A 22,175-nucleotide genomic window follows, 5' to 3' on the forward strand; every position below is an offset into this window, starting at 1 on the left:
GCCCGCCGTCAGCCGTTGCCGAACGCCGACAACCCCGTCTGCGCCCGCCCGAGGATGAGGGCGTGGATGTCGTGCGTGCCCTCGTAGGTGTTCACCGTCTCCAGGTTCAGCAGGTGGCGGATGACGTGATACTCGTCGACGATGCCGTTGCCGCCGTGCATGTCGCGCGAGGCCCGCGCGATCTCCAGCGCCTTGCCGCAGTTGTTACGCTTGAGCAGCGAAATCATCTCCGGCGCGGCGCGCCCCTCGTCCATCAGCCGCCCGAGCCTGAGACACCCCTGCAGCCCGAGCGCGATCTCGGTCTGCATGTCGGCGAGCTTCTTCTGGATCAACTGCGTGGCGGCGAGCGGACGGCCGAACATCTGCCGCTCGAGCGTGTAGCTGCGCGCCGCGTGCCAGCAGAACTCGGCCGCCCCCATCACGCCCCAGGCGATGCCGTAGCGCGCCTTGTTCAGGCAGGAGAACGGCCCCTTCAGCCCGACCACGCCGGGCAGCAGCGCATCCTCCCCCACCTCGACGTCCTCCAGCATGATCATGCCGGTCGAGGAGGCGCGCAGGCTGAACTTGCCCTCGATCTTCGGCGCGGAGAGGCCCTTCGTGCCCTTCGGGATCAGGAACCCGCGCACCTTCCCTTCCTCGTCCTTCGCCCAGACGAGGAAGAGGTCGGCGATCGGGGAGTTGCTGATCCAGGTCTTCGACCCCGACAGCACCCAACCGCCGGGAACCTTGCGCGCGCGGGTGCGCATCGCACCGGGGTCGGAACCGGCGTCGGGTTCGGTCAGCCCGAAGCAGCCGACGATCTCCCCCGTGCGCAGCCCGGGCAGCCAGCGGTCCTTCTGCTCCTCCGACCCGAAGGCCCAGATCGGGTACATCACGAGCGAGGACTGCACCGAGAACGCCGAACGGTAACCGGAATCAACCCGCTCGATCTCGCGCGCGATCAGCCCGTAGGCGACGTGGGAGATGCCGGCGCAGCCGTGCGAATCCAGGGTGGCGCCGAGGAAGCCGAGTTCGCCGTACTCCGTCATGATCTCGCGATCGAACCGCTCCTCGCGGAAGGCGGAGAGCACGCGCGGCATCAGGCGCGACTGGGCGTAGTCGCGCGCGGTGTCGCGGATCATCCGCTCCTCCTCGGTGAGCTGGTCCTCGAGCAGGAGCGGGTCCTCCCAGAGGAACTTGGGCGCCGTCCTGGCGGGGGGGCTGATCACGTTCATCGCGCGTCTCTCCCTGTCCTCGGCGGACTATAGAGCGTCGGGGCGCGAGGCAAAGGGGAACGGGGACGCGACGGGGGGAGCCCCGCGCGCTATACCGCCGAGGCCGATGCCGCCCGACGCCCCCGCCCCCGCTCCGCCCGCCGCCTCCGTCTGGGACGAGATGGTGGACGGCCAGGGCAGGGTGCGGCCCGCCTGGCGTGGCGTCGCGGCGCTGCTCGCCTCCCTCCCTGAGGGGGGGCTCGCCACCCGCGCCCTCCGCCTGGAGCGGGCGCTGGCCGAGGACGGAGTCGCGGCCCTGCTGCCGTCGGAGCGGGCGAGCGGTCGGGTCGAGCCGCCCTGGCGCTGCGACCCGGTGCCGCTCGTTCTCGGCGCGACAGAGTTCGCCCGCCTCGCCGAAGGCCTCGCGCAGCGCGCCCGGCTGCTCGCCGAGGTGCTGGAAGACCTCTACGGGCCGCAGCGGCTGCTCGCCGAGGGGCTGATCGCGCCGGCACCCATCTTCGCCGACCTCGCCTTCCTGCGCCCCTGTCGCGCTCCGCCGCTGCCCGGCCCGCGTCTTGCCATGCTCGCCTGCGACCTCGTGCGCGGCGCCGACGGGGTCTGGCGCGTGGTCGCCGACCGGCCGGGCGTGCCGGCGGGAGCGGGGCTCGCCCGCGAGAACCGTCGCCTGCTCGCCTCCCTCGCCCCGGAAGCCTTCCGCTTCGCCCGTGTGCGCGAACTCCGCCCCTTCTTCGAGGCCTGGGCGGATTCGCTGCAGCGTGCCGCGGCGGAGGCGAACCCGCGCATCGCGCTCCTCACCGCCGGCACCGCGCACGAGGCCTGGTTCGAGCACGTGCTGCTGGCGCGCGACCTCGGCTGCGTGCTGGTGGAGGGAGCCGACCTCACCGCCCGCGACGGGCGGGTGTTCCTCAAGACGCTCAAGGGCCTGATGCCGATCGACGTCATCCTGCGCGGCATCGAAGGCAGGCTCGTCGATCCGCTCGAACTTGCGCCCGATTCGCTGCTCGGCGTGGCGGGTCTGCTCGATGCGGCGCGGACGGGCGGCGTGCGCATCGTCAACGATCCGGGCAGCGATGTCGCCGCCTCGCCCGCGATCGCCGCCGCCCTGCCGAGGCTCGCCGAACACCTGTTCGGCGAAGCCTTGGCCCTGCCCGCGCTTCGCCCCGGCGAAGCGATCACGCCCTCGGTGGCGCCGACCTTCGAGGCTGCGGGCCTCGTGCCGCGGCCGCTTGCGCTGCGGCTGTTCGCCATCCGCGAGCCCGGCGGGACCTGGCGGGTGATGCCGGGCGGCCTCGCCCGCGTGCTCGAGCCGAGTGCCGACCCGGCGCGCGGTCTGCCCGAACGGGGAGTGGCGAAGGACGTCTGGGTCCTGGCCGAAGAGGAGAGCGACCTGATCGGCCCCCCCGCCCTCGCCGCGCCGCCGCTCGCCATCCGCCGCGCCTCGGCCGAACTCCCCTCGCGCGTGGCCGACGACCTCTACTGGCTCGGCCGCTACGTCGAGCGACTGGAGAACGCGGCACGCCTGATCCGCGCCGTGCTGGTTCGGCTCGGCCGGGGCTCGCTGCTGCCGCGCGATCTCGCCGAACTGCGCGCGCTCGCGGCCTGTCTCGCCGAGGCCGGGCTGATCGGCGCCGAGGTGGCGGCCGCCCCGCCCGACGGGGCGCTCTTGCCGCGCGCCCTCCTCTCCGCCTGCCGGCCGCACCACAGTCTGCCCGACCTGTTCGAGCGCATCGGCCGCCTCGCCCGCGCGGTGCGCGATCGTTTCACCGCCGACATGTGGGCGACGCTGGCCCATCTCTCGGCGGAGGCCCGCGGCGCGCTCGAGAGGGTCGAGCGCGATCTCGAACTGCTCGCCGAAGCGACCGCCGCCTGCCTGCGCTTCTCGGCCGGGATGGCGGGCATTGCGGCGGAGAACATGGTCCGCGGCGGCGGCTGGATGTTCCTCGACCTCGGCCGGCGGATCGAGCGCGCGGCGAACACGGCGCGCGACCTCGCCCGCGTGCTCGACCTGCCCCCCGCACGGATCGAGTCCGGGCTCGCCCTCGCCCTTGAGCTCTGCGACTCGCTGATCACCTATCGCTCGCGCTACCTCGCCGCCGTCCAGCCCGCCCCGGTGCTCGATCTCGTGCTGGCGGATCCCACCAACCCGCGCGCGATCGCCTTCCAGTTCGCCCAGATCGTGGAGCGGCTCTCCGAAGTGCAGGGCCTGCCGGAGGGGGATCTCGCCCAAGCCGCGCGCGGGCTACGGGCCGAGGTCGAGGCGATGGTGGAACGGGTCGCGGCTTCGGCGGAACCGGCCGTCGAAGCGGTTTTCCTGCCCGAACCGCTGCGCGCCGTGGCGGAACGGACGGCGGCGCTGTCGGAGGCGATCGCGCGGCGCTACTTCAGCCATGTGCCCGCCTCGCACGCTGTCGGTTTCGGTGCCGAAAGCGCGGAGCCGATGGGGTGAGGTACCGCGTCGTCCACCGCACGGCCTACGCCTACGGCGAGGCGGTCGACCTCGCCGCCCATCTCCTCCACCTCACCCCGCGCCCGTTGCCGGGGCAAAGAGTGCTCGCCGCGACGATCAGGAGCGAGCCCGCGCCGGCCCGCACCGTCACGGCAGAGGATCATTTCGGCAACGTCGCCACCTGGCTGTTCCACACCGAACCGCACGCCGAGTTCGTGGTGACGCTGGAAGCCGAGGTGGAGGTCGCCTTCCCGCCTCCACCCGAACCGGGTGCGACCCCGCCCTGGGAAGTGGTGCGCGACCTCGCCGCCTCGGGCGGGCCGAGGGCCTGGGCGGCGGCGGAATTCGCCGTCTCCTCGCCGATGGCCCCGCGCGACGGCCAGGCCGGCCGCTACGTCCTCGAATCGTTCCCGCCGGGTCGCCCGATCCTCGAAGGGCTCATCGAACTCACCGGACGAATCAAGCGCGACTTCGCCTTCCGCCCCGGGGCGACCACGCTCGCCACACCGATCGCCCAGGTGATGCAGAGCCGGGCGGGTGTGTGCCAGGACTTCGCGCACCTGATGATCGGCGGGCTGCGGGCCTTGGGCATTCCGGCCCGCTACGTCTCGGGCTACATCCGAACCCGCCCCAAGCCCGGGGCAGAACGGCGGCGCGGGGCGGACCAGAGCCACGCTTGGGTCGGCGCCTGGCTCGGGCCCGACCATGGCTGGGTCGATCTCGACCCCACCAACGACCTCGTCGTGCACGATGAGCACGTGGTGCTCGGCTGGGGGCGGGACTACGCGGACGTCTCGCCGGTGCGGGGGATCATCCTCGGCGGCGGGCGGCACAGCCTCTCGGTCAGCGTCGATCTCGACCCGCTTGCGGAATGATCCGCCGCCGCGGCGCGCTCAGGCCGCAGCGGACCGGCGCGCGCGCATAAGATTGACCCCGAAGATCAGGGCGAACACCGCGATCGCCACCCAGTTGGCGAGCTGCCCGAACGGCACGATCAGCACGAAGCCCGCGGCGCCGAAGGCGATCCGCTCGACCCAGGAGAGCGGCGCCTCGGCGTACCCTTCGAAGGCGGCCGAGAGGGCGTAGATCCCCGGCAGCGCGAAGGCGGCGATGGCGAGCTGGATCAGTACGTCCTGCGCCAGGAACGGCTGATAAGCGAAGATCAGCGGGATGAAGTAGAGCGACTTGGCGAGCCGCCACGCCACCATGGCGGAGGCGACCGGCGAGGCCCGAGCGATCGCCGCCGCCGCGTAGGCCGGAATGCAGACGGGAGGCGTGACGTTGGAGTCCTGGCTCAACCAGAAGATGATCATGTGCGCGGAGAGGAGCGCGAGCGTCGCCGCCTGCGGGCTCAGCGTCGCCTCCACCACCTGGCGGCGCATCTCGGGCGGAATGGCGGCGAACAGGGTGGCGGCATCGGCCGCGTTCCAGGCGGTCCCCGGGGCGGGCAGGACGACGGTGGGGGCGACGAGCATGGCGAGCGCGCGCACGAGATCGGGGATCTTGCCGTCGGCGAAGGCCGCGCGCACCGCCTCGCCGAGGATCATGTCGGAGAGGGCGGGGGCGGAGAGGGTGGCGAGAACGACATAGGAGGCGGTGACGGGAAGTGCGGCGCCGAGCACGAGCGAGGCGAGGGCGATGAGCAGGAGCGCGAGGGCGAGATTGCCCGCCGCCCACTTCTCCACCATCAGCGAGAACACGTTGCCGAGCCCGGTGGTGGCCACCGCCGAGATCAGGATGCCGATGCCGACCAGCAGCACCGCCGTCGGCGCCATCGAGCGCGCACCGAGGGCGAGCGCCTCGACGATGCGGCGCGGCGTCATCGGCGTGTCCGTCACCCAGGAGACGACGACCACCGCCGCGGTGGCGGCGCCGGCGGCGTAGGCCGGCCCAATGCCGTCGAACAGCAGCCAGAGCAGGAGCGCGAAGGGGACGAGGAAGGCGAGGCCCCGCCGCCGCACGGTCTGCCACACCGGCGGGGCGTCGTGGTCGATGAAGCGCAGATTGTGGCGCCGGGCATGGATGCGCACGCCCATCGCCACCCCGGCGAAGTAGACGAGTGCCGGAATGGCCGAGACGGCGGCGATGGTGAGGTAGGGAATGCCGGTGAAGGAGGCCATGATGAAGGCCCCCGCGCCCATGATGGGCGGCAGGATGCCGCCGCCCGTCGAGGCCGCCGTCTCCACCCCGGCGGCGAAATGCGGCTTGAAGCCCGCACGGATCATCAGCGGGATGGTCACCGCCCCGGTCGAGGTGACGTTGGCCACAGCCGACCCCGAAATGGTGCCCGAGAGCGCGGAGGCGATGACCGCGACGAAGCCCGGCCCCCCTTCCATGCGGGCGGCCAGCGCCCGGCCGATGTCGATGACGAAACGATCCGCCCCCGACACCTGCAGGAAGGCGCCGAAGATGATGAACATCGAAACGAGGTTCCAGGAGATCTGGGCGACGTTGCCGAGCATTCCGTCATCGGAATAGAACACGCGAAAGAGGGTGATCTCGAGCGACAGCCCCGGGAAGCGGAACAGGCCGCCGAGCCACGCCCCCCACAGCGTGACGTAGGTGAAGCCGAGTACGCAGAGGATCGGCACCACGATCCCGGTGGTCCGGCGCATCAGCTCGAGCGCAACGAGGCAGGCACCGGCGGTGAACACCCAATCGTACCAGAGGAAACGGGAAGAGCGGGCGTAGAACGCGTCCTCGCCGAGGAAGAGGTAGAACGGCAGGGCGAGCGCGAAGAGCGCGATCGCGACGTCGACCATGAGGGCCGCCACGCCGCGCGCTCCGCCGCCCTGCCAGGCCGGCCAGGCGAGGGCGCCGAGGGCGGCGAAGCCCGCGAAATGGATCACGCTCGCGCGCAGTTCCGACAGCACGCCGAAGGTGTTGAGCCAGAGGTGGAACAGCGACAGCGCTGCCCCGCCGAGGAAGACCACGCGTGCGACGGCGCTGTCCTCCCCCCGCAGGTCGCGCCGCCGACCGTTCGCCGCCACGACCAAGGGTCAGACCGGACGGATCGCCTCGGGGATCGCCAACCCCTGTTCGGCGTAGTAGCGCGCCGCCCCCGGATGCAGCGGGTTGACCACGCCCTTCAGCGCGGTGGCGAGCGAGATCTCCCGCGTGGCGGCGTGGATGCCGTGCAGGAACGGCAGGTTCTCGAACATCGCCTTGGTGATCTCGTAGACGTCGGCCTCCGGCACGGCGGCGTTGACGACGAGGAAGTTCGGCTGGGCGACGGTGCGCACGGGGCGCGTCTGGCCGGGATAGGTGCCGGCGGGAATGACGAAGGGGTAGAACAGCCCCGCCCCGCCGTCGGCGCGGCGGGCCTCGTCGTCGGTGAACTCGAGGAAGGCGAACTCGCCCCCGCCACGGGCGAACAACTGGGTCACCGCCGGCACCGGAATCCCCGCCCCGGCGTTGAAGCCGTCGACCTGGCCCGCCAGCATCGCCTCCGCGGTCGGACCGAAGCCCTGATGGACGAGGTCGAAGGTGCGGTCGGGGTCGATGCCGAGATTGCCGAACAGGAACCGGTTGGCGAACTCGGTGCCCGAGTTGCGCGCCGACATCGAGAACCGCCGCCCGCGCAGGTCGGCGAGATCGTCGACCGTGCCGGTGCGGACGAAGCGGGCGCGCACGATGACCTGTTCGACTTGCGGCCAGAGATTGGCGATCGCACGGAGGTTACGCTGCGGGCCTTCCTGGGCGAGGGGGCCCGTCCCGTCGCGGGCGTAGAGGCCGAACAGCCCCATCATCAACGCGAACTGCGCCCGGTTCTCGCGCATCAGGCGCAGGTTCTCCACCGCCCCGGCGGAAGCGATGGCGGACAGGTCGATGCCTTTCGCCGCCTGCAGCCGCACCTTGGTGAGCGTGGCGAGTGCCACTCCGACCGGGTAGTAGGTGCCGCCGATGGTGGCGGTGGCGAGAATGTAGCTCCGGGTGGATTGCGCAGTGGCGCGACGCGGTGAGGCGGCGGCGAGCGCGGCGGCAGCCCCGGCCAGAAGCGAACGGCGGTTCACCATCCTCAGTCTCCCTCGCGGCCGCCTTGGCCGGCCTCAGGCGCGGCGGCGCGTCAGCGGCCAGTGTGCTGCGCCACGGCCGCCGCGACCAGGGGGGAGTGTCAGACCGGGCGGATCGCCTCGGGGATGGCCACACCCTTCTCGGCGTAGTAGCGCGCCGCCCCCGGATGGACGGGGTTGACGATGCCCTTCAGCGCGTTCTGGAGGCTGATCTCGCGTGTGGCCGCGTGAATGCCGTTGAGGAAGGGCAGGTTCTCGAAGATCGCCTTGGTGATCTCATAGACGTCGTCGGCCGGCACGTTGGCATTCACGGCGAGGAAGTTCGGCTGCGCGATGGTGTTGATGGGCTGGGCGAGGTTCGGATACGTGCCGCCCGGAATGACGAAGCGGGTGAAGAGACCCGTGCCGCCGTCGGCCTTCTTCAGCTGCTCGTCGGTGAACTCGAGAATGCGGAACTCGTTGCCCCCGCGCGCGAAGAGCTGGGTGATGGCGGCGACCGGCACCCCCGCACCCGGGTTGAAGCCGTCGATCTGCCCCGCGAGCATCGCTTCCGCCGACGGCCCGAAGCCCTGGAAGACGAGCTCGAAGGTGCGGTCGGGGTCGATGCCGAGATTGGCGAAGATGAAGCGGTTGGAGAACTCGGTGCCCGAGTTGCGCGCCGACATCGAGAAGCGCCGGCCGCGCAGGTTGAGGATGTCGTCGATGGTGCCCGTCTGCACGAAACGGGCGCGGATGGTGAAGTGCTCCACGTTCGCCCAGAGTGCGCAGATGGCGCGGATGTTGCGCTGCGGCCCGTCGGCCTGGATGGGGCCCGACCCGTCGCGGGCATAGACGCCGAACAACCCCTGCAGGATGGCGAACTGCGCCTGGCCCTCGCGCATCAGGCGGATGTTCTCGCCCGACCCGGCGGAGGAGATCGCCGACATGTCGATGCCGCGCGAGGCCTGCAGGCGGATCTTGGTGAGCGTGGCGAGAGCGACGCCGACGGGGTAGTAGGTGCCGCCGATGGTGGCGGTGGCGAGGATGTAGCTGCGCGCGGCCTGCGCCTGCGCCCGCGCGATGGCGGGGGCGGCGAGGGCACCGGTGGCGGCGGCAATGAGCGTGCGGCGGCGGAGCATGTGCCGTAACCTCCCTTGCGACGTGGCCTCTCGTCCCGGCCGCGGCCGGGGTTCCGCGCCTAGGTAGGAGAGCGCAGGCTCGCGCGCAACGGGACGGGAAGACGGGTGGCGGCGAGGCCGAGCAGGGCGAGCGCCAGGAGGGCGAGAGAGGCCGGTTCGGGCACGCCGATCGCCTGATCGAAGCCACCGGCGCCGCCGCCGTTCCCTCCCTCCGCGGGCAGGAACTGCAGGTTGCGCCAATCGATCCAGCTCGCGTTGTCCATGCCCCGTCCCTCGTACCAGGAGAGGGTCAGGGAATAGACCGGCTCGTCGAACACGACGGCGAAGAAGCCGCGATACGTATCTCCGCCGGTCAGCCAATCGACGTTGCGGTAGGCCTCGGCAAGGAGGGGGATGGGCGGGTTCCGCGGATCCCAGTAGCTCGAATACCCGATGTAGTACTCGAGGTCTCCCGCAAGACCCAGAATGCCGTCCTCGAACTCGACCGTGAACTCGGTGGTGCCGAGGCAGGGTGAGTACGCCGGGTGACAGTAGAAGTAGAGGAACAGCGAGTCCTCGGCCAATGAAGCGGGAAGATCGCGCAAGGGTGGGAAGCCGTGCACTTCGCCGTACCGCCGTCGCACCCACTGCACGTCGAGGCCGCCTGCCCCGTCCGTGTCGGGGATCGCGATCTCCTCGTTCGGGTCGGAGAACGACCCGAACCCGTCCCGAAGACCTAGGCCGGCGACCGGAACACCGGCCTGCGTGGGCAGGGCACCGATCGCGCCCGCGAATGCGGGTCGGTCGAGAAAGGTGCGGAAGCCCGCTTCCGCTGCGGTTGCCCCCAGAGCGAGCGTGGCCGCGACCAAACCCGGCGCGACCAGGCGCAAACTCAGCTCCCGATTCATGGCCACCTCTCTTGCGACTGTAGCGCGACGAGGATGCCTGCGCAGTGCCGTTGCGTGCGACTATCCAATGGTTGCACTTGCCTCCAAATCACTCGCCTGCGTCCAATTCCGACGTAGACTGGCAAGCAACTGAAACAATCCCCTGTTGCAATGATGAGCCCAAGAGGTGGTGCCCGCCGAGGAAGCTCCCGCCCGCCGCAAAACCGAAAAGAGAACCCCCGCGCGCGGCCGAAGCCGCACGCGGGGGCTCGCGGACGTTTCCCCGATCGGTTGGTTACGGATCCTGCGTCATTCCGCGGCGATCGCGTGGTGCGGCGTGTGCTGCACCGCCCGGCCCTCGAAGAACTGCTCGTCCTCGGTCGAGCCCTTCAGCGCCGTGGTGGAGGATCGCCCGCCCGTGACCGTCATCGCCACGGCGTCGAAATAGCCGGTGCCGACCTCGCGCTGGTGCTTGGTCGCGGTGTAGCCGTACGCCTCGGCGGCGAACTCGGCCTGCTGCAGCTCCGAATACGCCGCCATGCCGCGCTCGCGGTAGCCCCGCGCGAGTTCGAACATCGCGTAGTTCAGGCTGTGGAAGCCCGCCAGGGTGACGAACTGGAACTTGTAGCCCATCGCGCCCAATTCGCGCTGGAAGGAGGCGATCTTCTCGGGCGGAAGCTTCTTCGCCCAGTTGAACGAGGGCGAGCAGTTGTAGGCGAGCATCTTGCCCGGGAATTCACGGTGGATGGCTTCCGCGAAGGCCCGTGCCTCCTCGAGATTCGGCTCCGAGGTCTCCCACCAGATCAGGTCGGCATAGGGCGCGTAAGCCAAGCCGCGCGCGATGGCGTAGGCGTTCCCCACCCCCGGCTTGATCCGATAGAAGCCCTCGGGGGTGCGCTCGCCGGTGAGGAAGGGCCGGTCGCGCTCATCGACATCCGAGGTGATGAGCTGGGCGGATTGCGCATCGGTGCGGGCGATCAGCACCGTCGGCACGCCCTCGATGTCGGCGGCGAGCCGGGCGGCGGTCAGGGTGCGGATGTGCTGGCTGATCGGGATCAGCACCTTGCCGCCCATGTGGCCGCACTTCTTCTCCGAGGCGAGCTGGTCCTCGAAGTGCACGCCGGCCGCCCCAGCCTCGATCATCGCCTTCATCAGCTCGAAGGCGTTGAGCTGGCCGCCGAAGCCCGCTTCGGCGTCGGCGACGATGGGGGCGAACCAGTAGGTGTCGGTCTTGCCCTCCATCTTCGCGATCTGGTCGGCGCGACGGAGCGCGTTGTTGATCCGCTTGACCACCGCCGGCACCGAGTTGACCGGGTAGAGCGACTGGTCCGGGTACATCTCGCCGGCGAGGTTGGCGTCCGCCGCCACCTGCCAGCCGGAGAGGTAGATCGCCTTCAGCCCGGCCTTCACCTGCTGCACCGCTTGGTTGCCGGTGAGCGCGCCGAGGGCGGCGATGTAGGGCTCGGTCTTCAGGAGGTGCCACAGCCGGCGCGCCCCCATCTCGGCCAGCGTGTGCCGGATGCGCACCGACCCCGACAGGCGCTCGACATCGGCCGGGGTGTAGTCGCGGCGAATGCCTTCGAAGCGCTCGCGCAGCCAGTCTGAGGTGCCGGGTGAGCCTTCCGGCGCGTAGCAGCGCGGATAGTTCTGCGTGGACATCGGCGGTCTCGCTCCTCGATACGGCCCTCGGAAAACGTGCGGGGCCTCTCGTCAATGCTTGACGCTGCGACCGCGAAAGGGAAGGGGCGACGCGCAACATCGTTAGCAAATGGGTCATCGGATTTGCCGAAAATGGCGCGGCCATGTAAAGTTAGTAAAACCGGTTTTGCACCCCGGAGGACACCATCGCAAGCAAACCCCGCATCGGCCGCACCGTGCGTCGGCTGCGCACCGAACGCGGCCTGACCCAGCAGGCCTTGGCCGCCTCCTTGGGCATCTCGGCCTCCTACCTGAACCTGATCGAGCACGATCAGCGCGGCATCACCGCCTCGCTCCTGCTCAAGCTCGCGCAGTTCTTCCAGGTCGATCTCGCTGCCCTGGGCGGGGCGGAGGAACGCCAGACCGAGGCCCACCTGCGCGAGGCCTTCGCCGACCCCCTGCTCGGCGCCGACCCCGTCCCCGAGAGCGAGATCGCCGCCCTGGTCGACGCCGCGCCGGCCGCGGCCCGCGCCGTGCTCGCCCTCTACCGGGCGTGGCGGGCGGCGCGCGAGGACGCTTCGGGGATTGCCCTGCCCTCGGGGCGGCGAATCCTCTTGCCGACCGAGGAGGTGCGTGACGCGTTCCACGCCCGCCAGAACCACTTCCCCCGTCTCGAGGCCGTCGCCGAGACCATCCACCGCGAGCTCGGCGCCGCCCTGCCGGCGGAGATGAACCACGCCATCGCCGAACGGCTTCGCCGCATGCACGGCCTGCGCATCACGGTGGGCGACCTCGCCGGCGCACTCCGCCGCTACGACGCCGAGACCCGCACTCTCGCGCTGTCCGACCTCTTGCCGCGCGAATCGCGCGGCTTCCAGATGGCCTTCCAGCTGATGCTGCTCGAGGCATCGGAGGCGGTGGAGGAGGAGGTGGCGGCGATCGCGCCCTCCACGGCGGAGGCCGCCGCGCTGCTCCGCGTGGGCTTGCTCAACTACGCCGCCGGCGCCCTGCTCATGCCCTACCAACCGTTCCTCGAGGCGGCGCGCCGGCTTCGCCACGACGTCGACAGCCTCGCCGCCCGCTTCGGCGTCTCCTTCGAACAGGCCGCCCATCGGCTGGCGACGCTGAACCGCGACGGGGCGCGCGGCATCCCGTTCTTCTTCCTGCGCGCCGATGCCGCCGGCAACGTCACCAAGCGCTACGCCGCGGCAGGCTTCCCCTTCGCCCGCTTCGGCGGCTCCTGCCCGCGCTGGGTGCCGCACCTCGCCTTCGCCTCGCCCGGCCGGGTGGTGGTGCAGGTCGCGCGGCTGCCCGACGGCGCCACCTTCCTCTGCTTCGCCAAGGCCCTCTCGCGCCCGGCGGGGCCGTGGCCCGAACCGCCGGAGGTGCACGTGATCGCGCTCGGCTGCGACGTCGCCCATGCGGGCGACGTGGCCTATGCCGACGGGCTCGACCTCGAACGCGCGGTGACCGAGATCGGCCTCTCCTGCCGGCTCTGTGATCGGCCGAACTGCCGCAGCCGTGCCTTCCCGCCCGTGGCCCACCGCCTGGTGCTCGACCCCGCGGTGAAGGCCGACAGCGCCTTCACCTTCGCCCCCGCCCCGGCGGGTGCGGCGCCGTGATCGGTACGACCATTGCGCTCGAGGACGGCGCGCCCGTGTTCACCCCGGCGCAGATGGGCGAGGCGCTGGGGCTCGACCCCGACGCGTTGCGGGTCGAGCTGCGCGCGGGGCGGGTGCACGGCGTGGTCGAACGCGGCGAAGGCGAGGATGCGGGGCGAACCCGCGCCACCCTGCGCTGGCGATCGCTCGAGGTGGTGGTGGTGCTCGACGAGACGGGGCGTGTGCTCGCCTTCGAGAGGCGCGGGGACTGGCGGGTGCGGGGGTTTGCGCCTTCGCCCCCCGGCCGCTAAACAGCCGGGCTCCGGCGGGCGGACGCACGGCCGGATGCCCCGAGCCAGAGCGGCGCGAAGGACCGATGGCCGACATCTTCCAGGAGATCGAGGAGGACCTCAGGCGCGAACGGATGAAGCGCCTGTGGGACCGCTACGGCCTCTTCGTCGTCGGCGCCCTGCTCGCTCTCGCCCTCGCGGCTGCCGGCTGGCAGGGCTGGCGCTGGTACGAACGGGACCAGCGCGCCAAGGCGGCCGAGCGCTTCGCCGCCGCACTGGCCACCGCCGCCCGCGGCGAGCATGGGGCGGCGATCGACGCCTTCGCCGCCCTCGGCCGCGACGGGCCGGCGGGCTACCGGCTGCTCGCCCGGCTGCAGGAGGCGGCCGGGCGCGGCGCGCAGGGCGACCGCGCCGGCGCCGTCGGCATCTACGAGAGCCTCGCCGCCGACGCCTCCCTCCCGCCCCTCTATCGCGATCTCGCCGTCCTCCTTGCCGTGCTGCACCAGGCCAACGACGGCGATGCCGCCGCGCTGTCGGCACGTCTCGAGCCGCTCGCCGCCGAGGGCGCGCCCTTCCGCCACACGGCGCGGGAGGTTCGCGCCGCGCTTGAGCTGCGCCGCGGCGACCGCGCGGCCGCCGAGGCCTTGCTTCGCCGCCTCGCCGAGGACGCGACCGCGCCGGACGGCGCGCGCCGCCGTGCGGCCGAGGTCCTCGCTTCCCTCAGGGGCTGAGGGGAGCCCATGCGCCGCCTCGCGCGACGGAGCCTGCTCGCCGCGCTCGCGCCCGGCCTCGCGGGCTGCGGCCTGTGGGACCGGGTGTTCGCCGACACCAAGCAGCCGCTTCCCGGCGAGCGTCTTGCCGTGCTGCCGCGCGAGGCCGCGGCCGAACCCGATCCGAGCCTGGCCGACCTCGCGGTCGAACTGCCGCCGCCTGTGCAGAACGCCGCCTGGCCCGTGCCGGGCGGGCGGCCGAACAACGTGCCCGGACACGTCGCCGCCGCCGACACGCTCGGCGTCGCTTGGCGCACGAGTGTCGGCACGGGGGCAAGCGCCCGCCGCCGCCTGCTCGCGCCGCCGGTGATCGCCGAGGGGCGCGTCTTCGCCGCCGACGCCACCGGCGACGTCGCCGCCGTCGATCTGCGCGACGGGCGCACGTTCTGGCGCCGCTCGGTCCGCGCCGCGGGCACGCGCGGCAACCTGCTCGGCGTCGGCGTGGCCTGCAGCGAGGGGCGGGTCCACGTTGCCTCGGGGCTGGCCGAAGTGGTGACGTTGGCGGCGGCGGACGGGGCGGAACTCTGGCGCTCGCCCCTGCCTTCGCCCTCGCGCGGGGCGGTGACGGTGGCGGAAGGGCGCGTCATCGTGCTCACCGTCGAGGGCGAGGTGGCGTGTTTCGACGCCGCCAGCGGCGAACGGCGCTGGCTGTACCGGGGGCCGAGCGAGATCACCACCCTGCTCGGCGCCCCCGCCCCGGCGGTGGACGACGGGTTCGTGCTGGTCGGCTTCCCGAATGGCGATGCCGCCGCCCTGCGGTTCGACAGCGGCCGCCCGCTCTGGACCGAGGGGCTGGGGGGCGCGCGCGGTCGGCCCTCGATCGCCGACATTGCTGCCATCCGCGGCCGCCCGGCGATCGACCGCGGCCGCGGCTTCCTCGCCTCCTCGGGCGGGGTGACGATGGCGATCGACATGCGCTCCGGCCGACGGGTCTGGGAACGCAGCATCGCTTCCCGCGAAGGCCCCTGCGTGGCCGGGGACTGGGTGTTCCTCCTCTCCGCCGAGGAGGTGCTGCTCGCGCTTCGCCGCGGCGACGGGCGGGTGAAGTGGGCCGCGGAGCTGCCGCGCTTCCGCGACCCGCAGCGCCGGCGCGACCCCATCGTTTGGACGGGCCCCCTTCTCGCCGGTGATCGGCTGATCGTCGCGGGCTCGCTTGGCGAGGCCCTTGCCCTCTCCCCCTACACCGGTGAGGTGCTCGGCCGGCAACGGCTCGGTGGCGGCTGTTCCGTGCCCCCCGTGGCGGCGGACGGGACGGTGGTGTTCCTGACCGACGACGCCACGCTGGTGGCCCTGCGCTGATCGCCATGGCCGCGGAAGCCCCCGTCGCGCGCGGGCGGCCCGTCGTCGCCATCGTCGGCCGCCCGAACGTCGGCAAGTCCTCGTTGTTCAATCGACTGGTGCGCCGCCGCCTCGCGCTCGTCGACCCCACGCCGGGGCTGACGCGCGACCGCAAGGAGGCCACGGCCCTGCTCGGGGGCAGGGACGTCACGCTGATCGACACCGCGGGCCTCGAGGAGGCGCCGCCCGACAGCCTCGCCGCGCGGATGACCCGCAGCACGCTGCGCGCGGCTGAGACGGCCGATCTCGTGCTGTTCGTCATCGACGCCCGCGCCGGCGCGACGGAACCCGACCGCACCTTCGCCGACTGGCTGCGGCGCCTCGGCAAGCCCGTCATCCTGCTCGCCAACAAGGCGGAAGGCAGGGCCGGGGAGGCGGGCGTGCTGGAGGCGTTCGGCTTGGGCTTCGGCGAGCCCGTGCCCGTCTCGGCCGAGCATGGCGAGGGGCTTGGCGAATTGCACGAGCGCGCAGCCGCGCTGCTCGGCCCTGCTGCGGAGGCGGACGCGCCGGCGGAGGAGGGCGAGGCGGGATCCGCTCGCCCGCTGCGGCTTGCCATCGTCGGCCGCCCGAACGCCGGCAAATCCACCCTCGTCAACCGCCTGCTGGGCGAGGAGCGGCAACTCACCGGGCCAGAACCGGGGATCACGCGGGACGCGATCGCGCTGCCCTGGCGCGATGCCTCGGGCCGGCTCATTCGTCTCGTCGACACGGCGGGATTGCGCAAGAAGTCCCGCATCACCGCCGCCCCGGAAAAACTCGCCGTCGGGGCCACCATCGCCGCCCTGCGCGAGGCCGAGGTGGTGGTGCTGGTGCTGGATGCCGAAGCGCCGCTCGAGGCGCAGGACGTCGCCATCGCGGCTCTCGCCGAGCGCGAGGGGCGGGCGCTGGTGTTCGCCCTGAACAAGTGGGATCTGATCACCCGCGGCCGTCGCGCCGTGGTGCGGCAGCTGGTGCGCGATCGCCTCGAGACCGGGCTTGCGCAGCTCGCCTCCGTTCCCGTCGTTCCTCTCTCGGCGCTGACCGGCGAGGGGGTGGACAAGCTGATGCCCGCGGTGTGGCGGGTGTACGAGGCGTGGAACCGGCGGGTGCCGACGGCGGCGCTGAACCGCTGGTTCGCCCAGGCGCTGGAACGTCACCCGCCACCGTTGGTGGATGGGCGGCGGTTGAAGCTGCGCTACATCACGCAAGTCTCGGCCCGCCCGCCGTCCTTTGTCATTTTTGGCACTCGCACCGCCGCGTTGCCGCAGGACTACCTGCGTTATCTGGTAAACGGGCTGCGCGAGGCGCTCGGCCTCTCGGGCGTGCCGATCCGGATCACGCTGCGCAGTCCGAAGAACCCCTATGCCGAGGAGGAGACGTGACGGAAAGGCCCGCCGAGACGGCCGCGGAGGTGCTGGGTTTCTGGTTCGCGCCCGAAACCGAGCCCCTCTGGTTCACGGGCGATGCGCACTTCGATGCGCGCGTGCGCAGCGCGCTTCTGCCGGCGCATGAGCGGGCTGCGGCCGGGGAGCTCGATTCCTGGCTCGGCTCGGCGGAGGGTGCCCTCGCGCTGATCCTTCTGCTCGACCAGGTGCCGCGCAACGCCTTCCGCGGCAGCCCGCGCGCCTTTGCCACCGACGCCGAGGCGCGCGCCGCGGCACGGGCGGCACTTGCGCGCGGCTTCGACCTCGCCCGGCCGGTGCGGGAACGCCCGTTCTTCTACCTGCCGTTCGAGCACGCGGAGGATCTCGACGATCAGCGCCTCGCGGTCGCGCTGTTCCGCGAACGCGTCGGTGAAGGCCTCTATCTCGATTATGCCGTGCGGCACCTGGTGGTGATCGAGCGGTTCGGCCGGTTTCCGCACCGTAACGCGGTGCTCGGGCGCGAGAGCACGGAGGCCGAGCGCGCCTGGCTCGCCGACCACCCGCAGGGCTTCTGAGCGCGGGACCGAGCGAGGGCGAGGCCGAACAGGCCGAGGCCGAGCAGCGACAACGCGGCCGGTTCCGGAACGATTCGCTCCGAGACCGTCACGAAGCGCGCGCTCTCCCCCGGAGCGAGGGTGAGGCTCCAGGAGAACGCCGCCGCCTGGTCGCCCACACTGTCTTCCGGGAACCACGTTCCGATCGCGGGCGAGGAGGAGAGGGTGGTCGGCCCGTCGCGATCGACGATGAACTTGAAGTAGAGATCAAGCCAGTTGCCGATTTCCCACGCCTCAGGCGTCGGCGAGAAGCGGGTGCGGAAGATCAGCTCGGGCCGTGTGGCGTTGACGGTCTCGAGCACGCCCGGCGCAGCAAGCCGCGTGCGATCCTTCGGGTCCCGCTGGTCGAACACCCCGTCGATGTCGACGTAGTCGAACAGCACGAGCGAGAGCGGCGAGTCGGCGAGATTGGTCAGGGTGAGCGTGCGCGCGAGGCTGGAGCGGCCCATCCCGGGCGCGCTGCCTCTCAGCACGATCTCGAGATCGGCGGCGAGGGTCTCCGACCGCCAGGAGAGGGTGGCGGCGTTGCGCGCGATCTCGCCCTCCGGGGCAGCGCCGAAGAAGGATCGCAACGTGCGCTCCTGGGCATCGCCCGCGCCGCGCAGGAAGTGGGCGAGCAGGAAGGCGTTGTCCGGCTCGCCGTCCGTTCGCCACATGAGCACCCCGTTCGACGGACTGACCAGCACCTCGGAGGCGCCGTCGGTGAGGGTGAAGGAGCGGGTGATCGGCGCGGCCTCCGCCGCCGAGGCGAAAGCGAGAAGGAGGGCGGCCGCGATCGCGGCCCGGCTGGTGGACGTCATGCGGTGTTCCTCGAAGGGTTCTGGGTGCAATGTTATAATGTTGCACCACGCGGATGCAGGCAATGCCCTTTCCCGCGGCCGGCCTACCCCCGGCCGATGAGCGCGCGGGCGAAGCGTTTGGCGCCTTCCACCTGCGTGCCCCACCAGGACCCCCGCGCCAGCCGTTCCGACCCCGAACGATCGCCCGTCGCCGGGTAGTCGCGCACGAAGCGGGCGGTGCCGAACAGCACGTCCCACAGGGGCAGGAGCACGGCGAAGTTGCAGCCATGCACCCGGGCGTAGCGCCCCTCGGCATGGTCGAGCGCATGGTGCACGCGGTGATACTGCGGGCTGACGATCAGGTAGCGGCCGATGCGGCCGAAATCGAGCCGGACATTGGCGTGGCTCAGGCTCTCGGCGACACGCATCACGAGGACGAGCAAGGGGAACTGCCCGGGCGGCACGCCGATGAAGGTCGCGACGAGGGCGAACCACAGCCCGGCGACGAGGTCGTCGATGAAGTGGTTGCGGTCGTCGGTCCAGAACGTCATCTGCCGCTGCGCGTGGTGCAGCGAATGGAGCGCCCACCACCAGCCGAACCGGTGCTGCAGGCGGTGCCGCCAGTACTCGGCGAAGTCGATCACCACGACATAGGCGAGGAAGGCGAGGAGGGGGGCGTCGCGCAAGGGGGGGATCAGCGTCTCCAGCGTGGGCGGAATGAGCCCGAGCCGCGCCAGCCCCGCCGCCCAGGCGGCCTCGACGGGGCGAAGCAGCACGAAGGCGAAGAGGGGGGCGAGGCCGAGGCGCGAGAGGAGGGTGTAGGTGACGTCGGTGCGGATGGGGCCGCGGTCGGGCCCGTGCTCCTCTACCGGACGCCAGCGTTCGAGCGGCAGGCAGACCGCGACCGAGACGAACACGGTGAGCGCGCCGAGGAGGGCGAAGTCGAGCCACTCCTCCGCCGCCTCCTCGAAGGCCATCAGCCCGAGCGCGTAGAGTGTCGGCAGCAGCGCGTGGTCGAAGATCGCTTCCTTCACCGCGACGTAAGCCGAGCCGATGGCGTCGATCATCGTTTCGTCTCTGCAAGCAGGCGGGGTGGCGGGGCGGAGAGGGGCTCGAAGCAGAAGCCCCGCGCCTTCAGCCCGACGATCAGGTCCTCGAAGACGAGCGCAAAGGCTTCGCGGCGCGAGCGGATGCCCCAATGCATGACCAGCACCTCGCCGTCGCGGATGCTGCGCAGCGCGCGCTCGAGCAAAGCGCGGTTGGGGTAGCGGTCGGAGGGGAGTTCGTCGCCCAAGAAACCGTTCGCCGTCCAGCCCACATGCGCGAAGCCGCAAGACTCCGCGAAGGCAAGCGCATTTGGTGTGGTGCGCCCGCCGGGGGCGCGCCAGATCGGCTCCACCCCGCGCCCGGTCATCGCGCGCAGTCGGTCATCGACCGCGCGCAGTTCCGCGCAGAGCCCTTCGCGATCGAGCACCACGCCCTCGCGCGCGCCCCAGGGCACGTAGCGCACGCCCGTCGTGCCCACGTCGCCGCGGAAGTACCAGTGCCTCAGCGTGTGCGAGGCGAAGGTGTGGCCCTCGGCGGCACGCGCGCGCCAGAACGGCGCCCAGGAATCGGAGAGCGCGGTGTCGCCGCGCTGCGTGCGTTCGTCGGCGACGAACAGGGTGGCGCGCACGCCGTGCCGGCGCATCACCTCGGCGATGTGCTCGGCCTGGTCCATCCAGCCGGTGTCGATGGTGAGATGCACCGTGCCGCGGCAACCCCCCTCGCGCGGGCTGGCCGGAAGGGGGGCGAGGGGGGCGAGGAGGAGGAGGAGGGCGGCGAGCGCGTTACGCCAGCGCATGGAACAGGATGCCGTGCGGGCTGCGCCCGACCCGGATCTGCGCGAGCAAGGCCCCGCTCTCGACCTCGAGCACGCCGACGCGGTTGCTCACGCGCTGGGTGAACCAGATCTGCCGCCCGTCGGGCGAGAAGTCGAGGCAGTCCGGCGCGCCCGGAGCGCGGTGCGCGCCGAGCACGGCGAAGCTCCGCGCGTCGAGGATCGAAATCGTGCCGGCGACGCGATTGGTGACGAACAGCACGCGACCGTCGGGCGAGGGAAAGACGTTGTGCGCCCCCGCCCCGGTGCGGATACGGCGGATCGTCTCGCCCGTTTCAGGGTCGATCACCGACACGGTCTCCTCGCCCATGTTGGCGACGAGAAGTTCGCCCGAAGCGGCGCGGAGGATGCCGGCCGGGGTGTCGCCGGTCGGCTTGCGCCAGAGGATTCGGCCGGTTTCGGCCTCGATCGCGACCAGGTCGTTGGTGCCCTGCAGGGTGACGAAGGTGACGCGCGAATCGGAGCTCCAAGCGATGTGGCTCGGCATGCGCGGGGCGGCGAGGCGGTGCACCAGGCCGTAGTCCGCCGCGCGATAGAGGTCGATCTGGTTGCGCCGGAGCGAGGCGACGGTGAGCCACGCCCCGTCGGGCGAGAACATCAGGTGGTAGGGGTTGGAGATGCGCAGCGTGCGCGTCGTTTCCGCCCGGGCGGGGTGGAGGAAGAGGAACTCGTTGCCGACCGAATCGCCGAGCACGATCTCGGAACGATCCGGCGTGTAGACGAGGTGGTGGGGTTCGCGCAGGGTGGGGATGCGTTTGACCACCTCGCCGCGGGCGGCGTCGATCACGCTGACCGTCGCATCCCGGCTGTCGAGGACGAAGACGTTGCCGGCGTGGCCCGCACCCGCGCGCGCGGGCGAGAGCGGCAAGGCAGCGGCGAGAGCGGTGGCGAGGAGGGTGCGGCGGTGCATGGCGAGTGGGACGGTCCGACTCGGGGTGTGACGCGCCGTATAGCAAAGACGGCACCGCACCGCGCGGGGAGATCCCGGGCCGAGGACGGCGGGCGCCGTCGCCAGCCCGGGATCGCGATGCGCCGCGGTATCGCTTCCCGGCTCTCCTCCCGCCGGCCTGAGGGCCGGGGGCGACGCGGTCAGTTCATCGGCCGCCCTTCGCGCTCGCGCCGCGCATACTCCATCAGCTCCTCCTTCATCCGCCGCTGCTTCTCGAGGAGCGGCGGGAACGGCCCGTACTTGTGCTGGTCGGGCGTGCCGAGGAGGTAGGGCGGGAACGGCGCGTCCACCGGCTTGTTCCAGCGTGCGGGGAAGTCGCGCTCGAGCCCCGCCTTCTCGGGGCGCGGGTGCGAATTGATGAAGGCGGCGACGTCGTAGGCCTCATCCAGGGTGAGCTGCGGCGCATCGTGGCTTGCGCCCGAGGGCATGTTGGCGAGGATGAAGCGGGTCGCCATGGCAAGCCGATGCATGCCGGCCCCGGTGTTGAAGCTGTCAGGCCCCCAGACGGGCGGGATGGCATAGCCCTGGGCGTCGCCCGCTTCACCCAGGCGCACGCCGCGCCCGTCCTCGCCGTGGCAGGAGGCACACTTCTCGGCATAGACGCGCGCCCCGGCCTCCGGGTCGGCGCGGCGGTTCGGCATGCGCACCATCTGCACGCCCGCGCCTTCGATGGTGGCGCCGATCGGGATGCCCTGCGAGAGGAAGGTGAAGTAGGCGATGAAGGCCTTCATCTCGCGCGAGTCGGAAGGCAGCGCGCGGCCGTTCATGCTGCGCTGCATGCAGCCGTTCACCCGCTCCTCCAGCGTCGAGATGTCGTCCTCGCGCGCGCGATACTGCGGGAAGGTGGCGGCCACCCCGACGAAGGGCATGGCGTAGGGCTTGGTACCCGCCTCCAGGTGGCAGGAGGCGCAGGCGAGGTTGTTGCCGGTGAAGCGCATCGCCGGGTCGGCCACCTCGGGGCCGATGTGGGTGTAGGTGCGTTCGACGAGCTCCCGGCCATAGCGGATGAGATCCGTCAGCGGCCCCGGTTCCAGCTTCTCGATGTCAGGCACCGGATGGCGCGTCAGATCGATCTTGACCCCCCGCTCCTGAGACAGCACGGCACCTGTCAAAGCAACGCTCGAGACAAAGGTAAGGAATGCGAGCCGCATCGACCCGCTATTGATAGCCATGATGGCCTCCTTCCTCGATCGATTACAGGCGAATATTACCACTTATCTTCGAAGATGTCAAGAGTTCGTGAGCCCTTCACTGACCTCTTTCACTTGACACGCGTCGGTTGCGGTGCCCCGGCGGGACACGGCGAAGACGGAACAC

The 22,175-nt window shown here is 71.5% G+C and carries 18 protein-coding genes and 1 pseudogene; 8 read left to right on the top strand and 11 right to left on the bottom strand.

Going from position 1 to position 22,175, the window contains the following annotated elements; translation table 11 throughout:
* Nucleotides 1-8: 8 nt before the first annotated feature.
* Nucleotides 9-1,214: an acyl-CoA dehydrogenase gene (locus DWB05_RS00205; RefSeq protein WP_114373702.1), complete on the bottom strand. Its 1,206-nt coding sequence runs from the start codon at nt 1,212-1,214 to the stop codon at nt 9-11.
* Nucleotides 1,215-1,320: 106 nt separating this feature from the next.
* On the opposite strand from DWB05_RS00205, the gene DWB05_RS00210 reads away from it, so the two are divergent.
* Complete coding sequence (locus DWB05_RS00210; protein ID WP_114373705.1) at nt 1,321-3,660, top strand: circularly permuted type 2 ATP-grasp protein; 2,340 nt, start codon at nt 1,321-1,323, stop codon at nt 3,658-3,660.
* Nucleotides 3,657-4,535: a transglutaminase family protein gene (locus DWB05_RS00215; protein ID WP_114373708.1), complete on the top strand. Its 879-nt coding sequence runs from the start codon at nt 3,657-3,659 to the stop codon at nt 4,533-4,535. The genes DWB05_RS00210 and DWB05_RS00215 overlap by 4 nt, the downstream gene beginning before the upstream one ends.
* Nucleotides 4,536-4,553: 18 nt before the next feature.
* Here the strand turns inward: DWB05_RS00215 and DWB05_RS00220 are convergent, their stop codons facing one another.
* The 5 genes from DWB05_RS00220 to aceA all read right to left on the bottom strand — a co-directional run bounded on the left by DWB05_RS00220 (nt 4,554) and on the right by aceA (nt 11,316).
* Nucleotides 4,554-6,650, bottom strand: coding sequence for a TRAP transporter permease (locus tag DWB05_RS00220; protein ID WP_114374211.1), 2,097 nt, complete (start codon nt 6,648-6,650; stop codon nt 4,554-4,556).
* A 9-nt stretch (nt 6,651-6,659) separates the two neighbouring features.
* Entirely contained in the window at nt 6,660-7,676 is a 1,017-nt protein-coding gene (locus DWB05_RS00225) for a TAXI family TRAP transporter solute-binding subunit (RefSeq protein WP_114373711.1), read from the bottom strand.
* Between the two features lie 98 nt (nt 7,677-7,774).
* Entirely contained in the window at nt 7,775-8,791 is a 1,017-nt protein-coding gene (locus tag DWB05_RS00230) for a TAXI family TRAP transporter solute-binding subunit (RefSeq protein WP_114373714.1), read from the bottom strand.
* 59 nt (nt 8,792-8,850) lie between these two features.
* Nucleotides 8,851-9,678 (bottom strand): PEP-CTERM sorting domain-containing protein, encoded by an 828-nt coding sequence (locus tag DWB05_RS00235; protein WP_114373717.1) that lies wholly within the window; start codon nt 9,676-9,678, stop codon nt 8,851-8,853.
* 288 nt (nt 9,679-9,966) lie between these two features.
* Nucleotides 9,967-11,316 (bottom strand): isocitrate lyase, encoded by a 1,350-nt coding sequence (gene aceA, locus DWB05_RS00240; RefSeq protein ID WP_114373720.1) that lies wholly within the window; start codon nt 11,314-11,316, stop codon nt 9,967-9,969.
* Nucleotides 11,317-11,531: 215 nt separating this feature from the next.
* Here aceA and DWB05_RS00245 point away from each other — a divergent pair, with 215 nt between their 5' ends.
* The 6 genes from DWB05_RS00245 to DWB05_RS14940 all read left to right on the top strand — a co-directional run bounded on the left by DWB05_RS00245 (nt 11,532) and on the right by DWB05_RS14940 (nt 17,212).
* Nucleotides 11,532-12,917, top strand: a complete 1,386-nt coding sequence (locus tag DWB05_RS00245) for a helix-turn-helix domain-containing protein (RefSeq protein WP_232818327.1) — start codon at nt 11,532-11,534, stop codon at nt 12,915-12,917.
* Nucleotides 12,914-13,207: a DUF6522 family protein gene (locus DWB05_RS00250; protein ID WP_114373726.1), complete on the top strand. Its 294-nt coding sequence runs from the start codon at nt 12,914-12,916 to the stop codon at nt 13,205-13,207. The genes DWB05_RS00245 and DWB05_RS00250 overlap by 4 nt, the downstream gene beginning before the upstream one ends.
* 65 nt (nt 13,208-13,272) lie before the next feature.
* Nucleotides 13,273-13,917 carry a tetratricopeptide repeat protein gene (locus DWB05_RS00255; protein ID WP_114373729.1) on the top strand — a complete coding sequence of 215 codons (645 nt, stop codon included), beginning with the start codon at nt 13,273-13,275 and terminating at the stop codon, nt 13,915-13,917.
* A gap of 9 nt (nt 13,918-13,926) precedes the next feature.
* Nucleotides 13,927-15,255, top strand: a complete 1,329-nt coding sequence (locus DWB05_RS00260; RefSeq protein WP_114373732.1) for an outer membrane protein assembly factor BamB family protein — start codon at nt 13,927-13,929, stop codon at nt 15,253-15,255.
* Between the two features lie 5 nt (nt 15,256-15,260).
* Complete coding sequence (der, locus tag DWB05_RS00265) at nt 15,261-16,655, top strand: ribosome biogenesis GTPase Der (protein WP_114373735.1); 1,395 nt, start codon at nt 15,261-15,263, stop codon at nt 16,653-16,655.
* Nucleotides 16,652-17,212 carry a DUF924 family protein gene (locus tag DWB05_RS14940; protein WP_114373738.1) on the top strand — a complete coding sequence of 187 codons (561 nt, stop codon included), beginning with the start codon at nt 16,652-16,654 and terminating at the stop codon, nt 17,210-17,212. Before der ends, DWB05_RS14940 begins: the two co-directional genes overlap by 4 nt.
* A gap of 11 nt (nt 17,213-17,223) precedes the next feature.
* Here DWB05_RS14940 and DWB05_RS15270 read toward each other — a convergent pair.
* The 5 genes and pseudogenes from DWB05_RS15270 to DWB05_RS00295 all read right to left on the bottom strand — a co-directional run.
* Nucleotides 17,224-18,051 (bottom strand): annotated as a pseudogene (locus DWB05_RS15270) (hypothetical protein); the annotation flags it as partial.
* Between the two features lie 83 nt (nt 18,052-18,134).
* Nucleotides 18,135-19,097, bottom strand: coding sequence for a sterol desaturase family protein (locus DWB05_RS00280; protein ID WP_114373744.1), 963 nt, complete (start codon nt 19,095-19,097; stop codon nt 18,135-18,137).
* On the bottom strand, nt 19,094-19,873 hold the full coding sequence (locus DWB05_RS00285; RefSeq protein WP_114373748.1) for a polysaccharide deacetylase family protein: 780 nt from the start codon (nt 19,871-19,873) through the stop codon (nt 19,094-19,096). The genes DWB05_RS00280 and DWB05_RS00285 overlap by 4 nt, the downstream gene beginning before the upstream one ends.
* A complete protein-coding gene (locus DWB05_RS00290) occupies nt 19,860-20,819 on the bottom strand; it encodes a YncE family protein (RefSeq protein ID WP_114373753.1) in 960 nt (319 codons plus the stop codon). Before DWB05_RS00290 ends, DWB05_RS00285 begins: the two co-directional genes overlap by 14 nt.
* A gap of 179 nt (nt 20,820-20,998) precedes the next feature.
* Nucleotides 20,999-21,910 (bottom strand): c-type cytochrome, encoded by a 912-nt coding sequence (locus DWB05_RS00295; RefSeq protein WP_198669006.1) that lies wholly within the window; start codon nt 21,908-21,910, stop codon nt 20,999-21,001.
* Nucleotides 21,911-22,175 lie beyond the last annotated feature (265 nt).

The sequence above is a fragment of the Elioraea thermophila (ex Habib et al. 2022) genome (genome assembly GCF_003336755.1).
GTDB classification, from domain to species: domain Bacteria; phylum Pseudomonadota; class Alphaproteobacteria; order Acetobacterales; family Acetobacteraceae; genus Elioraea; species Elioraea thermophila.

Coding starts and splice junctions, on each gene's coding strand:
- DWB05_RS00225 (WP_114373711.1), bottom strand. CDS start 7,676: ATGGTGAACCGCCGTTCGCTTCTGGCCGGGGCTGCCGCCGCGCTCGCC.
- DWB05_RS00210 (WP_114373705.1), top strand. CDS start 1,321: ATGCCGCCCGACGCCCCCGCCCCCGCTCCGCCCGCCGCCTCCGTCTGG.
- DWB05_RS00255 (WP_114373729.1), top strand. CDS start 13,273: ATGGCCGACATCTTCCAGGAGATCGAGGAGGACCTCAGGCGCGAACGG.
- der (WP_114373735.1), top strand. CDS start 15,261: ATGGCCGCGGAAGCCCCCGTCGCGCGCGGGCGGCCCGTCGTCGCCATC.
- DWB05_RS00260 (WP_114373732.1), top strand. CDS start 13,927: ATGCGCCGCCTCGCGCGACGGAGCCTGCTCGCCGCGCTCGCGCCCGGC.
- aceA (WP_114373720.1), bottom strand. CDS start 11,316: ATGTCCACGCAGAACTATCCGCGCTGCTACGCGCCGGAAGGCTCACCC.
- DWB05_RS00230 (WP_114373714.1), bottom strand. CDS start 8,791: ATGCTCCGCCGCCGCACGCTCATTGCCGCCGCCACCGGTGCCCTCGCC.
- DWB05_RS00235 (WP_114373717.1), bottom strand. CDS start 9,678: ATGAATCGGGAGCTGAGTTTGCGCCTGGTCGCGCCGGGTTTGGTCGCG.
- DWB05_RS00205 (WP_114373702.1), bottom strand. CDS start 1,214: ATGAACGTGATCAGCCCCCCCGCCAGGACGGCGCCCAAGTTCCTCTGG.
- DWB05_RS00280 (WP_114373744.1), bottom strand. CDS start 19,097: ATGATCGACGCCATCGGCTCGGCTTACGTCGCGGTGAAGGAAGCGATC.
- DWB05_RS00285 (WP_114373748.1), bottom strand. CDS start 19,873: ATGCGCTGGCGTAACGCGCTCGCCGCCCTCCTCCTCCTCCTCGCCCCC.
- DWB05_RS00290 (WP_114373753.1), bottom strand. CDS start 20,819: ATGCACCGCCGCACCCTCCTCGCCACCGCTCTCGCCGCTGCCTTGCCG.